This window comes from Acinetobacter sp. UBA801 (assembly GCA_002296655.1).
GTDB lineage: Bacteria > Pseudomonadota > Gammaproteobacteria > Pseudomonadales > Moraxellaceae > Acinetobacter.
This window is the reverse complement of the sequence record DBIN01000053.1, coordinates 1-14,693: the sequence shown is the minus strand read 5'-3', so window position 1 is coordinate 14,693 and position 14,693 is coordinate 1. Positions and strand designations below refer to the sequence as shown.

Below are 14,693 nucleotides of genomic sequence, written 5' to 3'. Positions count from 1 at the left end.
TAATCACAATACTTACAATAATTCAATCATATCAATCGTGGGTGGCACACCAAAACGAAAAGGAACACCCACCATTCCTGTGCCCACAGTCACAAACACGTCGGCATGATCATGGCGATATAAGCCTTTTTTATGCCCTAAAATGGATACTTTTTTCATCACATAATCGGTCAACCATGGCAGCTCAACCTGCCCACCATGAGTATGTCCTGCCAACATCAACGGGCGTGTTGGCAATTTTGGCACCATATCGACTGTATCGGGGTTGTGTGATAACAACACCCACGGCTTGTCCTGAGGTAAATCAGGCATATAGCGCATATCGGTTTTACCTGCCCATAAATCGCCAATACCGAGCAAACGAAACTCATCAAATTCGACAATTCTGCCTTCAATATCAATTACATTATTTTGTTCTAAAGCCGTTTTTAACAGCTCCTGAATGGGCGGGCCTGGATACTGTTCATCATGATTGCCATTTACCGAATATACAGGCGCACAAATTTCTTTTAAAACTGTCAATTCTTCGACCAATTTATTTTCAGGCTCATAAGTCCAGTCGCCTGCCACAACCACAATATCAGGGTTTTGCAAATTGAGTTTCTTCACAATTTGCTTTAATTGACGCTCATGTCCAGAAAATAAACCAATATGTAAATCTGCAATTAAAGCAATTTTGACGGGCTTGGATAAACGGCGATCTGGATGAATTTGATATTGAGTAGTTTTAACTTGAATCAAATGCGGCTCAATAAAACGTGCATAACTCAACACTGCGCTGACTAAAAATACAAAAATTGCTTCGTGGATGGAATAATAGCCCTGAACACCCGCATAAACACTAAAAAAAACTAAAGGCGGCAACAGGTAAGACAAATAAAATGCCAGTAAATGCACAAAGGCCTTAAACGGGTGAATGGTTTCTGTATTGGCCTGACTGCGCCATGCTTGCGAAACTGCCCACAACGCCAAAATCGCCATACCAATATAGAAATACAACACGACTGAATCGTTATTCCACATATTTATTCTCTATTACTTCACACTTCTGCCATTCAATGCTGCGCTAAACCCAAATGTCCCATTTAGCCCCTGCACGTCATATATCTGTATTGTCATATTTATCTTTTCATAGCTGACAATTATACTCAAACCCTATTTTTAACTTATTTGCTCCCCGTGCTAAAAAGGAATTTAATTTGGCAAATCGCAGCTCATCCGCCCCATTTCAAAATATTCGGCACAACCTTTTATGGCTGAGTTGCGCCTTCGTTTTGACACTCTCAGGCTGTAGCACGCTGCCCAAACAGATTGAACATCCGATTCAAATGGCGTTTGAAACCCCAACCGATCAAACCAGTTTGGCTAAAATCGTACTGCCGCTCCGCGAAAAATATCCGCAGCTTACGGGTTATCATGTCCTATATGATCCGCTCGAAGCCCTAGCAGCACGTATCTATCTGATTAATAAAGCAGAAAAATCTTTAGATTTACAATATTATATTTGGGATAACGATAAAATTGGCGCGCTTGCGCTACATGCCATTATTCGTGCGGCTGATCGTGGCGTGAAAGTCCGCTTATTGGTAGATGATAACAATGCCAAAAAAATGGAAGGCATTTATCTCGCGCTCGATCAACATGTCAATATCGACATCAAACTATATAATCCATATCGCTTTCGACATTATCGTGCCATGGACATGATTTTGGATTTGAAACGTATTAATCGTCGTATGCACAACAAAAGCTTTATTGCCGATAACCAAATTTCTCTGATTGGTGGGCGCAATATGAGCAATCAATACTATAACGTCAGCGACAATTATCAATTTTCTGATGTCGATGTGATGTTAGTCGGCTCAGCTTCGGATGAAATCATTCACTCTTTTGATGAATACTGGAATGATGACTATGCTTATTCAGTCAAGCAACTGGTCAATCCACGACATTACACCTTGCGTTATGAAAGCTTAAAACAGCAATTAGAACAGCACGATCAAGAAGCCACCGTACAAAATTATTTAGATTTGGTGACTCGTTCTAAAGCGATTGAACAGTGGATGACGCATAGTATTAAGTTCGATTGGGTCAGTGCTGAAGTGGTCAAAGATGCGCCGAGTAAAATTAAAGACCGCGCCTCAAAAGAGGAACATCTCAACTTTCAACTGCTGACGCATTTAGAAAAGCCAAGTAGTAGTGTCGATATTATTTCTGCTTATTTTGTCCCTGAACAATCAGGGGCAGAAAAACTAAAAAACTTAGCGAATGATGGCATCCAGGTACGCGTACTGACCAACTCCTTTAAAGCCAACGATGTCCCAGTAGTACATGCTTTTTATGCAAAATATCGGGAAGATTTATTGGCAAATAACGTGCAGCTCTATGAGTTTTTGGCACAACCTGAAATGGAAAACCTAAATACACATACGCAAGAAATTTCCAAAAAAGCCAAAGTCAGTATGAAAGGTTTAAGCCGTTCTAGTTTACATGCCAAGCTCATGGCGCTGGATGAAAAACAGGTGTTTATTGGTTCATTTAATTTTGATCCGCGCTCGGCATATTTAAACACTGAAATTGGAGTAATTTTAAATAGTCCGCCATTGGCTCGTGCAGTTCACCAGACCATGGATGTCAATTTGTCTAAATATGCTTATAAACTGGTTTTGGATGCGCAGCAAAACATTCAATGGCACATGAAAAATCCACAAGGTGAAACTCAAATTCTAAAAAAAGAACCAGGGATGAGATGGTATCAACGTGCAGCTATGAAAATTACTTCATGGCTGCCAATCGAAGGTTTTATGTAGTAACGAAATATTTAAGCTGTTGGATGATGACCATTTTTTTAGAGCAACATGATTTGCTTAGGCTATGTTTAGCAAATAAAACACGCCTAAGCTTGTTTTATGATGTCAGCGTTTGTGGTTTTAATACCTGACGATGCAATTCAGCCAAACCTTCTGTCATGCGTTCCTGTACCACAGCAGTTAAAGATTCAATATCGTGCCCTTCAACCGCAATTGCAGGCAAAGCCATTAAATGCGCTGTCACTTTCGGCATTTCCAAAACATCTTTCACATGATCAACAAAAGTCATGTCATTAATAAACGGCGCAACGGTATCTAACTCACCTTGCTGATTCACATAGCAAATCAGACAAATTTGCACAGGTCGTTTCGCTTCAATCGCCGCCCCTAAAATACGACCATGCACTTTTTTAATTTTGCTTCCATCTGACGTAGTCGCTTCAGGAAAAAACAATACGGGAATATCTTGTTTTAGAAATTGCGTGATTTGTTCACGAATTTTGACTGAATCGCCAGAGCCACGCTTAATAAATAGCGTCCCACCGCCTTTGGCTAACTTACCCAATAACGGCCATTTTTCAATTTCAGCTTTGGCCAGAAAAAATACCCGCGCACTAGAACCCAATACTGCCACATCTAACCATGAAATATGATTACTGACCCATAGTGCGGGGTCATGCGGAATTTCACCATGAATTTGCACTTCAATATTAAAAACTTTGCACAATTGACGGCAAAAATATTGTACATAGCGCGTATTATTCGGGTTGTTGGTGTCTTTATACAATTGATGACGATAGACCAAATAAAACCCTTCACCAATCGCGCCAGCCGTTGCCAGAACTTTTTTACTATACAAAGCAAGCTTTGCCAAACCATGAATTGGAGATGTGTGAGTTTCAACAGCTGGGTTCATAGGGTCATCACTAATTGTTAAACGCAAAACAACGTATAAAGGTCTAAATTTTGCTCATTCTATACTGTTCAATCTGAACTTGCATTGATAATAACTTGCATTGATAAGAAAAACCGAAACCCGCATGCAAACATGCGACTTTTCGAAAATTAGCGCTCTTTCAGAAATCAAAAAATAATCATGAGAAATAAGTTAAGTGGATATTAAAAGTCCTTTCTTCCTGTGGGAGATGGTAAAGATGAAGGGCTGAATTATGGATTTAAAGCGGTCTTTAAGAATTCTAATCTGAATAAACAAATTCTATATTTGGATCATCCTCACATTTGAGTTTATACACACTGAAATGGCAATAAATCAAGGTGCAGGAAAACTCCAATCATCTAATTCCCTGCACAGGCATTTTTTCTACTAGAATAAAGCTTTAGCATGGAGATTGCGCTGAGTGGAAAATTTTGTGCCACATCAAAATGGCGAGCGTGTTGTACTGGTCAGTGTCGCTGTCCAAATTTTAGAAGACCTCGATGCCGAAGAGTTTCAGCTCTTGGCGGAATCTGCAGGTGCAGAAGTTTTACAACACGTCCACACTCAACGTAGCAAACCCGATGCCAAACTCTTTATTGGCTCAGGCAAAGCCGATGAAATTGCTACATTGGTCAAAGAACACGCAGCCAATTTGGTCATTTTTGATCATGCGCTCAGTCCTGCACAGGCACGTAATTTAGAAAAAGTGATGCAATGCCGCGTGGTGGATCGTACCGAACTTATTTTAGATATTTTTGCTCAACGCGCCCGCACTTACGAAGGTAAATTACAGGTCGAATTGGCACAATTACAGCATTTATCTTCACGTTTAGTGCGTAGTCGTAGCAACTTAGACAGTCAAAAAGGTGGTATTGGCTTACGTGGCCCTGGGGAAACCTTGCTGGAAACCGACCGACGCTTATTGCGTATTCGCATGGGACAACTCAAAACCAAACTCGATAAAGTTCGTCAAACGCGTGCGCAAGGTCGTGTGGCACGACAAAAAGCCGCCATTCCTACCGTTTCATTAGTCGGTTATACCAACGCTGGTAAATCGACCTTATTTAACATTCTGGCGCAAAGCAATGTTTATGCTGCAGACCAACTGTTTGCTACGCTTGACCCCACTTTGCGGCGTTTAGAATGGGATGGTATTGGACGTCTGGTATTGGCAGATACAGTCGGCTTTGTAAGAAACCTGTCCCACGCTTTGGTTGAATCATTTAAAGCAACTTTGGAAGAAACTTTAGAAGCCAGTTTATTGCTGCATGTGATTGATTCAAGCAGCCCAGATGTGTTGGAACAAATTGAAGCAGTCGAAGGTGTGCTGAAAGAAATTGGTGCAGATGTACCCATTTTGCGGGTTTACAATAAAATTGATGTTTCAGGCGAAACAGCCAAAATTATCTATGACAAACCACATCAACCCGACCGTGTCTATGTGTCAGCACATTCAGGGCAAGGTTTAGACTTGTTAAAGCAAGCCGTACATGAATGTTTAATGGGACAAATTCAAAAGTTTGATCTAAAATTACAACCTGCTTATGGCAAACTGCGCAATCAACTGTATGCGCTCAATGTCATTCAGGCAGAACATTACGATGATGATGGTCAATTACATCTACAAGTCAGAATGGCACCACATAAACTGGAACAACTGATCAAACAGGCGCATTTACCAATAGACGAAATTTTAGGTGCGCAGGCAGAACAATTTAAACGTCTACTTAAAGCATTTGAAATTGATGATCAAATCGGTTAAAACGTGATAAGTAAAATTTTAACGAAAGATCAAAATGAGCAGGATAAAACATATCGATTGGCCAGCATGGATCGGCACACTCCTTTTGATTATTGTGTTTCGTGAAGCCTCTGTGTGGATCATGACTCAATTTAATCACCCAGAATTAGGCAATTTAGTCGGTTTGCTCAGTCTGCTAGCAGTATTATTTACATGGCGCAAACTCAGTAAAATTCCCGCTCGTCTAGTCGACACCAATAACAAAATTATGAAAGAAAGTGCCTTTGCCTTTTTACCCATCAGTGCGGGTTCATTAATTATGCTCACGCACATGGGCAAACAAATTCCAATCTTCTTGATTGTATTGTGCATCAGTACACTAATCCCACTTTGGCTGTATGCCAAAATGGCAAAACGCTGGCTTTAGGAGATTAAAAATGCTGTCTATTCTATATGGTTTTTTAATCACCCTTGTTGCGTATTTATTGGCAAAACCTTGCAACCAAAAAGTCCCGCAAATCCCCGTCATTGTCTTTGGCATGTGTTTTGTGTTGCTACTGTTGTATTTTTTCGGGATTCCATACGAAACTTACGTCGCACAAACTAATCCTTTGTTTAATCAATTATTGGGTTATGTGACAGTTGCACTCGCCATTCCTCTAGCAGCGATGCGTTATGATGATTTACCCCTCAAAGCAATTTTAGGTATTTTGCTCTTTGCCAGTTTTAGTGCTGTGGCACTACCAATGGGGCTTGCTTATGCGCTACACATGTCCAATGCCGATATTATGGCATTTGCCACCCGTGCAGTGACCACGCCGATTGCGATTAATATCGCAACCTTATTAGAAGCACCGATTCAATTGGTAATATTAATTGTAATTTTATCGGGTGTCGTTGGTGCTGCTCTGTCACCGCTTATTTTAAAACATATCAATGATGAACGTGCTTCTGGCTTGGCACTTGGCTTAGCTGCACATGCCATTGGTACTGCCCAAGCCTGGCAACGTGGGAGTGTTGCAGGACGCTATGCTGCCTTTGGAATGGCAGTTAATGCGGTTTTCACCGCAGTTTGGCTGCCAACATTTATACTGTATTTGCAAAGAATGTGACTGAGCAATCACTTTTTCACATTGTGACAATTTCACTTTCTATTTATTATGAAATATCCAGTTTGCGAAATGAAGGAACATTGAACATGGTCAAGATGAAACTCACCGTTGCTTTAATCTGCTCAGCGTTAGGTAGTTTTGCGCTGGCCCAAGATATTACAGGAACTTGGAAAAACATTGACGATAAGACGGGTTCATCTAAAGCAATTTTAGAAATTCGTCAGGAAGCCAATGGCACCTATACAGCTAAAATTGTCAAAGTTACCCCTCGTCCTGGCTATACTCCTAAAGATACCTGTATCAACTGTCCTGCACCTTATACTAACCAACCTATTTTAGGCATGGATGTACTCAAAGGCTTAAAACATACAGGTGGCACGAACTACTCTGGTGGAAAAATCATTGACCCATTAAGCGGCAATATTTACAGCACCAAAGCCAAATTAAGCAGCAACGGTAAGCGTTTGACCATGCGCGGTTATGTCGGTGTGTCAGCTTTAGGACGCAGCCAAACTTGGATTAAAAGCGAATAATTAATCACTTTACTTTTCACTTAAAATGCCACACGTTCGTGGCATTTTTTATTGCTTTTCCAACATTTTAGTTGCAACTTTAAGATTCACTTTCTCTCAAACCGCTTGACTCCTACCACAACTCGCTTTATATCTTAAATTAACCTCTGTGATCAATTTTGGCAAATAAAGGAATGATATGAAGAAAAATGTATGGATGGGTGTATTTGCAAGCTTAATATTCAGTGGCTCAGCGTTTGCTGCAGACCTAACGGGTATCTGGCAAAGTATTGATGACAAAACAGGCTCACCCAAAGCACTGATTGAAATTACTCAGGCTGAAAATGGCAGCTTTACTGGTAAAATTATCAAAGTCACACCAAGACCAGGCTATACCCCAAAAACCATGTGTGTCAATTGTCCTGCGCCTTATACCAACAAACCTTTGGTGGGGTTGGAAATTATTCATGGCTTAAAGCATGTGGAAAATAACAACTATGCAGATGGACGTATTTTAGATCCACTTACAGGCAAAATGTATAGCCTGAAAGGTCGTTTAGCGTCTAACAATAAACGTCTCACTTTACGTGGTTACGTCGGAATTTCAGCCATTGGTCGGACACAAACGTGGATTCGTCAATAAAATCTAACTCAAAGTGCCGCATCGGTCATTTTTTCAAGATCCTCAGGGCTTTGTTCAAGCCCTATTCAGAGATTAGACTAGCCGCAAAGACCGAGTAAGGGAAATAAAATGATTCAAAAATTGGCTTTAGGAATAGCCGTCATCTTCGGCAGCCTTAGCACTTTGGCGATGGCACAAGATTTAACGGGCACTTGGCAACAAATTGATGATAAAACAGGCTCACCCAAAGCTGTCATCGAAATTCGTAAAGAAGCCAATCAAACCTATACGGGTAAAATTATTAAAGTAACTCCACGTCCAGGTTATACCCCACGTGAACTCTGTAATAAATGCCCAGCGCCCTATACTAACCAACCTATTTTAGGGATGGACATTTTAAAAGGCTTACAACAAGTCAAAGACAGCAATAATTACGAAAAAGGACGCGTAATTGATCCATTGGCAGGTCGTATTTACGATGCAAAAATTCGCCTCAACTCGACAGGTAAGCGCTTGACTTTGCGCGCTTATATGGGGGTATCTACACTAGGTCGCAGCCAAACTTGGATTCGGATTCAATAAAATTCAAGATAAAAATAGCCACTTTAATAGGTGGCTGTTTTCATTTCGAGATCACATTTTCAAATTATAAAGATAAAGTATTGTTACCATTCTGCCAGCGGATTATCCACTGCAAACAATTGCTGATCTTCCAAACGATACGCCATGAGCTGATTGCCCCACACACAACCGCCATCCACATTTTGAATATTGTCGGCTACCCTTTTCCCTTGCAATGCCGCCCAATGACCAAATACGATTTGATGTGTTTGCGCAGCTAAAGATGGATATTCAAACCACGGTTTAAAACCTTCTGGCATCGGGTCATCTAAGGCATCTTTAAAGCTGAACTCCAAACCACCCTGCAAATTGGCTAAACGCATACGGGTCAAATAATTGGTAATACAACGTAAACGCGCATGTCCCGTTAAATCATCCGACCAAACTGTAGGTTCAGCCCCATACATTTCCTTTAAAAATGCATCCACCACCTCAAAGTCATCATGCCCAATCACCGCCTCAACCTCTTTTGCCAAAGCTGCGGTTTGTTCCGCATCCCAAATATGTGGAATGCCTGCATGAGTTAAAATGGTGTTTGCATTCGGGAAAAGACACAAAGGTTGTTTTCGTAACCAGTCAATCAACTCATCACTATCAATTGCATCAATCACATCAAGCGTGTTGTCTTGCGCTTTGATTTTCTTTAAGCCACGTGCGCCTGCCAACAAGGTTAAATCGTGATTGCCTAACACCGTTGCCGCAACGCCACGATCCACCAGTTTTTTAATAAAACGCAAAGCACCTACCGAGTTTTCACCCCGCGCCACCAAGTCGCCTGCAAACCAAATAAAATCTTGATCGGGATCGAACTGTATTTCTTTTAATAACAGTTTCAAGGCTTCAAAGCAGCCCTGAACATCACCAATGACATAGTTGTATCGAATTGCTGCCATTAATTCACCATCTGATCTGCCAATGCGACAAATGCACTCAAGCTTAAAGTTTCAGGACGAGCCATTGGGTCTACCCCTGCACGTTCAAATGCATCTTCAGCCAACATGCCTTTTAAGCTATTGCGCAATGTTTTACGACGCTGGGTAAAGACATGCGACACCAAACGTGCCAATGCTTTTTCATCTTTGGCAATAATTGGTTTGGTTGCATAGGGTTCTAAGCGAAATACCGCAGAAGTCACTTTAGGCGGTGGGTTAAATGCACCAGGTGGCACTTCAAACAAGAAAGTTGGCTTACAGTAATATTGCATCATCACCGATAAACGCCCATATTCTTTGGTATTGGGTTCAGCTGTGATGCGATCTACCACTTCTTTTTGCAGCATAAAGTGCATGTCTTTAACTTTGTCACCAAACTCTAAGAGATGAAACAAAAGCGGCGTCGAAATGTTATACGGCAAGTTTCCAACCACACGTAAAGGACGGCCTTCAGCAAATAATTCACTAAAATCGTATTTCAGCGCATCACTTTCTACAATGGTTAAACGCTCAGGATGTGGCACACGTCCTGGTAAACCTGCAGCCAAATCACGGTCTAACTCCACCACAGTCAAAGCATCACACTCACCAATTAAAGGCGAGGTCAATGCCGCTAAACCAGGTCCAATCTCGACAATATTATCGCCTGGACGCGGGTTCACTGAGCGAACAATTTTGGCAATCACACCTTGATCATGCAAAAAGTTTTGACCAAAGCGTTTACGAGCCTGATGCCCTTCTTCCTTTGGGTTTAGGGCATTAATTTGATACATAAAGATTTCCAAGCTGAAATTATGAACGTGCTAAATCCAGCGCTAAATCGACAGCAACATGCAAGCTAGAACTTTTCGCAAGTCCTGTACCTGCGAGGGAGAGCGCTGTGCCGTGATCGACTGAAGTGCGAATAAACGGTAAGCCTAAAGTAATATTAATTGCTTCACCAAAGCCCTGAGATTTTAACACAGGTAAACCCTGATCGTGATACATCGCTAAAACTGCATCGGCATCTTTTAAATTTTCTGGGGTAAACAACGTATCTGCAGGCAAACTTAAACTAATATTTTCACCGCGATTACGGTAATTTTGCAGCACAGGATTAATCACCTCAATTTCTTCCATGCCTAAATAACCATCTTCGCCCGCATGCGGGTTCAAACCACAGACCAATACTTTAGGATGTTCAATTTTAAATTTGCTTTTGAGATCGTACAGCAAAATATCAATCACCTGCTGCAAACGGGTTTTGCTAATCGCATCTGCGACTGCACGTAACGGTAAATGCGTTGTTACGAGGGCAACACGTAGCGTTTTAGTCGCCAACATCATCACCACACGTTCTACACCTGCAAACTCCTGATAATATTCAGTATGTCCACTAAACGAAATGCCCGCTTCATTAATAATCGATTTTTGCACTGGCGCTGTCGCAACACCGAAACTTTTACCCGTCATGGCATACGATGCAGAACGATGTAATTGCTCTAACACATAAGATGCATTTTGTGCATTTAAATGCCCTAATTCAACATCTACAGCCAAAGGTACATGCTCAACATATAACTGTCCAAGCGCTGCAGGCTGTTGCTGACCTGAATATTCAATCAATTCGACTTTTTGGTTTAGAATTTCGGCACGTTGTTCTAATAATTGATGATCAGCCAATACCACAATTGGACGTTCATCTTGTCGATCTGCCAGACTAAGGCAAATATCAGGTCCAATACCTGCAGGTTCACCACTGGTGACATATAAAGGTCGCATAAAATGCTCAATCCAAATTTATCTAAGGATGCTTAAAGTATAACGCCAACTTAGATGATTGTTTTATTCCAGTCCAAGATAAATCGAGAGTGAAATCCCTTGCACATACGCCCATTCAGAAATAGCGATCACAGCAACAGCGAATAGCAACCCATCATCAATTTTTTTGTGATTATTAACACCATCCGATATTGGGTGTCTGCTAAGCACAACAATATGATTCCGTCTCCGCTATAACATAAAAATGGGAAGAATGTTAAATGGATGACATTGAATACAGCTATTGTATGCTAAACACATCCACACCATATACAGCACCTAATCGTAGCAAAATCAACGTGTAGACACTGAGCAATGCAATAAAACATCCCGCAATAATTTTAATGCGTTTAGAAATAGTTAAATCAACTCATTGATGTATTTCTGAGTGCGAATCTGGTGACATCCTTTCTCCCATTCTTGTTTTAATATTGAATGCTAGAAATTTTAGTTTGAAGCCTGTACAAGGTGATTTAAAACCGCATAAATCTGGGCTTTTTAATCTTGAATCTGCAAAATTAATTCAACTTTTCTTTTACAGCCAAGATTGGTAAAATATAGCGCTTAAAATGTGAATTCTCCATTGTAGTTCCACCCATTCTCAGGTAGAATTCGGACTCCTTTTTGTTTGGACAGCTTCCATAGTCCAAACCAACTATAATAGGTAGTGGTTTAATGAAAACTCTCAGCGCTAAGCCAGCTGAAGTTCAACACGACTGGTACGTTGTTGATGCTTCTGGCAAAACTCTAGGTCGCCTTGCGACAGAAATCGCACGTCGTTTACGCGGTAAGCACAAGACTTCTTATACTCCTCACGTTGACACTGGCGACTACATCGTTGTCATCAATGCTGAGCAAGTTCAAGTGACGGGTAACAAATCACTTGACAAGAAATACTATCGCCACACTGGTTTCCCTGGTGGTATCCGTGAAACTAATTTTGAGAAATTAGTTGCTCACAAACCAGAAGAAATCTTCCAACGTGCAGTAAAAGGCATGTTGCCAAAAGGTCCTCTTGGTTATGCTATGATCAAGAAAATGAAAGTGTACGCTGGTGCTGAGCATCCTCACACAGCTCAACAGCCACAAGTTTTGGACATCTAAGGGATACAGCACATGGCTACTAACTATGGTACAGGTCGCCGTAAGACCGCAACTGCACGTGTTTTCTTATCAGCTGGTACAGGTAAACTCGTAATTAACAACCGTACTCTTGAGCAATATTTCGGCCGTGAAACTGCTCGTATGATCGTACGTCAACCATTAGAGCTTCTTGAAGCTACTGAAAAATATGACCTTTACATCACTGTTGCTGGTGGTGGTATTGGTGGTCAAGCTGGTGCAATCCGTCACGGTATTACTCGTGCATTGATCGCATCTGACGACACTTTAAAACCTGCTCTTCGTCAAGCTGGTTTCGTTACTCGTGACGCTCGTGAAGTTGAACGTAAGAAACTTGGTTTACGTAAAGCTCGTAAACGTCCACAATTCTCTAAACGTTAATTCGTTTACCGAATCGGACACAAAAAGCCTTGGATTTTCCAAGGCTTTTTTATGCAAATCGACTAGCTGAGCATTTTAAGCCTCATAGACAATTCAGATTCACACATCCCAAAACCGAAATTAATTACAGCACAAAAACTGAAAAATCGATCAACAAATATCTCATACACTTTTATCAGCTTTGCTGGGTGATTTTAGTGACTAAGTTTAGTATCCTATTCTATTCATTTGGTTTTATTTCGGATTATGTCAGTCGAGAACGCACCCTTACAAGGCATTACCCTCTATAGTCATGCGGACGACTTTCGCTCTCATTGGATTCGTTACGTTCTTGCCGAAAAACAAATCAAATATCAACTGATTTTAGTCGATTATGAAGATGAAGACTTTGCAAGCCTAAATCCGTATAATCAACTTCCAATGCTGCTAGAAAATGATTTAAAACTCTTTAATACTGCGATTATTTCAGAATATCTGGATGATCGTTATCGACAAAATAAACTCTATGCCGACGCACCTATGCCACGAGCAGAACAACGTCAATATATTTGGCGTTTTGAGCAAGACTGGTTCAAACTTGCCGATCAGATGCTACGTCATCCTGACAGCTTAGATCATACAGCACAGCGCGCAGCACAAAAAAAATTACGTGATACACTCATTTCACTAACGCCATTATTTCAGCATTATCCTTATTTCATGTCGGAAAATTTCAGCATTTTAGATTGCATGCTGGCACCCTTATTTATACGGCTAAAAGCCATGGGTATAGAATTACCCAAACAACACTGTCGTCCGTTTTTCCTGTATTGTCAGCGGGTTTTTTCACGCCCCACTTTTACACAAGCAATGACTTTACAAGAAAAAAATCACTATCAAGAATTTTTAATTCATACCTAAAGAGCATATTATGTCTGAATCTGAAATCAATTTAAGTCCAACCCGTCCTTATTTAGCCCGCGCAATTTATGAATGGATTTGTGATAACCAACTCACACCACATTTATTGGTCGATGCCACACAGCCGAATACGCTTGTTCCTGAACAATTTATTCAAGATGGTCAAATTGTCCTAAATATCGTTCCACATGCAGTACATGCCTTACACATGAGCAATGATGCTATCACCTTCTCTGCACGCTTTGGTGGCGTATCACGCGACTTATATGTACCTATGAATGCCGTTTTGGGTATCTATGCAAGAGAGAATGGACAAGGCTTATTCTTTGATCCAAGTGAGTATGCACATATCCAAAATGATCAAGATACTTTAGAATCAAAGACTGAAGATAAAACCGAACAAACTAAGAAAAAACCAAGCCTTAGATTATTAGATTAAAACAATGGAGTAGTGAATGGCTTTTGATTTAGTACAATATTTTGCAGCGCAGATTAAACTTCAAAGGCCCTCGCTTTTGAAACGATATAATGCTGTTGATCGCGACCAATATATTCAAGAAATCAATGCGCTGAGCTTAGGTAAACTGGTCAGTTTGTGGCGAGAAGACAACCAAAAACTTTATCAAGAAATTGATCATCAAGATGAATTATATATTCAGGAAATTGCACGTCGACTCACCACATCTCCACACAATCAGTCGCCTCTCTCCAAAACTGAGCTTGAACAGAATATTAGCGAAGTTTTAGCCTTACAACTTACTGAACTCAAACAGTTAGATCAAACGGGTAATTTTGGTAATAAAGGTTTAGGTGAATTATTGCTAGGTCAAATTGAACATTTATCTGGTCAGGCAGATGATTGGGTTTGGTCAACAAACGATCTAATAGAGTTAAAAGGTTCTAAACCAATTCCTCAAGAAGAGCTATCATTAGAGGCATCAATGAAGGAGTTTAATCAAATGGTTCAACAACATACCCACGATGATCATCAAAATATTGAGCCTGCAGAAGCAATTGTACCCACTTGGTCTAAAGTACTAGAACCTATCGTTGCAATTGCAATTTTGGCAATTCTATGGTGTTCCGTTACACAATTATTCGCTTAAATAAATCTTCTATCTATGCCCCAATAAAACCATTTTCTGATGGTTTTATTTTTTGGTGTTCTTTATTTTTAATATTCTAGGACTTACGCACTATCAT

The 14,693-nt window shown here is 40.6% G+C and carries 17 protein-coding genes; 12 read left to right on the top strand and 5 right to left on the bottom strand.

The genetic code is table 11. The features are described 5' to 3' along the window. Positions 1-12: 12 nt before the first annotated feature. Positions 13-1,023 (bottom strand): metallophosphoesterase, encoded by a 1,011-nt coding sequence (locus B2W49_RS10760; RefSeq protein WP_291341174.1) that lies wholly within the window; start codon positions 1,021-1,023, stop codon positions 13-15. 176 nt (positions 1,024-1,199) lie between these two features. Between B2W49_RS10760 and B2W49_RS10755 the strand changes: the two genes are divergently transcribed. Further along, on the top strand, positions 1,200-2,810 hold the full coding sequence (locus B2W49_RS10755) for a phospholipase D family protein (protein ID WP_291341173.1): 1,611 nt from the start codon (positions 1,200-1,202) through the stop codon (positions 2,808-2,810). A 97-nt stretch (positions 2,811-2,907) separates the two neighbouring features. Here B2W49_RS10755 and B2W49_RS10750 read toward each other — a convergent pair whose 3' ends face one another. Further along, complete coding sequence (locus tag B2W49_RS10750) at positions 2,908-3,726, bottom strand: lysophospholipid acyltransferase family protein (RefSeq protein ID WP_070153822.1); 819 nt, start codon at positions 3,724-3,726, stop codon at positions 2,908-2,910. 442 nt (positions 3,727-4,168) lie between these two features. Between B2W49_RS10750 and hflX the strand changes: the two genes are divergently transcribed. From hflX to B2W49_RS10720, 6 genes are all read left to right on the top strand, one after another. Beyond that, entirely contained in the window at positions 4,169-5,509 is a 1,341-nt protein-coding gene (gene hflX, locus B2W49_RS10745; protein ID WP_291341169.1) for a ribosome rescue GTPase HflX, read from the top strand. Between the two features lie 34 nt (positions 5,510-5,543). After that, on the top strand, positions 5,544-5,915 hold the full coding sequence (locus tag B2W49_RS10740) for a hypothetical protein (RefSeq protein ID WP_291341166.1): 372 nt from the start codon (positions 5,544-5,546) through the stop codon (positions 5,913-5,915). 10 nt (positions 5,916-5,925) lie between these two features. Then, positions 5,926-6,600 (top strand): LrgB family protein, encoded by a 675-nt coding sequence (locus B2W49_RS10735; RefSeq protein ID WP_291341165.1) that lies wholly within the window; start codon positions 5,926-5,928, stop codon positions 6,598-6,600. A gap of 86 nt (positions 6,601-6,686) precedes the next feature. Continuing rightward, positions 6,687-7,133, top strand: coding sequence for a DUF2147 domain-containing protein (locus B2W49_RS10730; protein ID WP_291341164.1), 447 nt, complete (start codon positions 6,687-6,689; stop codon positions 7,131-7,133). 178 nt (positions 7,134-7,311) lie between these two features. Then, positions 7,312-7,755, top strand: a complete 444-nt coding sequence (locus B2W49_RS10725) for a DUF2147 domain-containing protein (protein ID WP_291341162.1) — start codon at positions 7,312-7,314, stop codon at positions 7,753-7,755. A gap of 108 nt (positions 7,756-7,863) precedes the next feature. Next, complete coding sequence (locus B2W49_RS10720; RefSeq protein WP_104988247.1) at positions 7,864-8,316, top strand: DUF2147 domain-containing protein; 453 nt, start codon at positions 7,864-7,866, stop codon at positions 8,314-8,316. Positions 8,317-8,399: 83 nt separating this feature from the next. Here the strand turns inward: B2W49_RS10720 and B2W49_RS10715 are convergent, their stop codons facing one another. The 3 genes from B2W49_RS10715 to pdxA are packed head-to-tail and all read right to left on the bottom strand — an operon-like array spanning position 8,400 to position 11,048. After that, the gene (locus tag B2W49_RS10715) at positions 8,400-9,248 is read right to left on the bottom strand and encodes a symmetrical bis(5'-nucleosyl)-tetraphosphatase (RefSeq protein ID WP_291341159.1); all 849 of its coding nucleotides are present in this window, start codon (positions 9,246-9,248) and stop codon (positions 8,400-8,402) included. Next, positions 9,248-10,060 (bottom strand): 16S rRNA (adenine(1518)-N(6)/adenine(1519)-N(6))-dimethyltransferase RsmA, encoded by an 813-nt coding sequence (gene rsmA / locus B2W49_RS10710; RefSeq protein ID WP_291341157.1) that lies wholly within the window; start codon positions 10,058-10,060, stop codon positions 9,248-9,250. Before rsmA ends, B2W49_RS10715 begins: the two co-directional genes overlap by 1 nt. Positions 10,061-10,079: 19 nt before the next feature. Next, complete coding sequence (gene pdxA, locus B2W49_RS10705; RefSeq protein WP_291341155.1) at positions 10,080-11,048, bottom strand: 4-hydroxythreonine-4-phosphate dehydrogenase PdxA; 969 nt, start codon at positions 11,046-11,048, stop codon at positions 10,080-10,082. A gap of 714 nt (positions 11,049-11,762) precedes the next feature. On the opposite strand from pdxA, the gene rplM reads away from it, so the two are divergent. The 5 genes from rplM to B2W49_RS10680 all read left to right on the top strand — a co-directional run bounded on the left by rplM (position 11,763) and on the right by B2W49_RS10680 (position 14,596). Beyond that, positions 11,763-12,191 carry a 50S ribosomal protein L13 gene (rplM, locus tag B2W49_RS10700; protein WP_004909012.1) on the top strand — a complete coding sequence of 143 codons (429 nt, stop codon included), beginning with the start codon at positions 11,763-11,765 and terminating at the stop codon, positions 12,189-12,191. Positions 12,192-12,203: 12 nt separating this feature from the next. Further along, on the top strand, positions 12,204-12,590 hold the full coding sequence (rpsI, locus tag B2W49_RS10695; protein WP_004972483.1) for a 30S ribosomal protein S9: 387 nt from the start codon (positions 12,204-12,206) through the stop codon (positions 12,588-12,590). 246 nt (positions 12,591-12,836) lie between these two features. Continuing rightward, positions 12,837-13,490 (top strand): glutathione S-transferase N-terminal domain-containing protein, encoded by a 654-nt coding sequence (locus tag B2W49_RS10690; RefSeq protein WP_291341146.1) that lies wholly within the window; start codon positions 12,837-12,839, stop codon positions 13,488-13,490. Positions 13,491-13,500: 10 nt separating this feature from the next. Then, a complete protein-coding gene (locus tag B2W49_RS10685; protein ID WP_291341144.1) occupies positions 13,501-13,929 on the top strand; it encodes a ClpXP protease specificity-enhancing factor in 429 nt (142 codons plus the stop codon). A gap of 16 nt (positions 13,930-13,945) precedes the next feature. Beyond that, complete coding sequence (locus B2W49_RS10680; protein WP_291341142.1) at positions 13,946-14,596, top strand: hypothetical protein; 651 nt, start codon at positions 13,946-13,948, stop codon at positions 14,594-14,596. Positions 14,597-14,693: the final 97 nt, after the last annotated feature.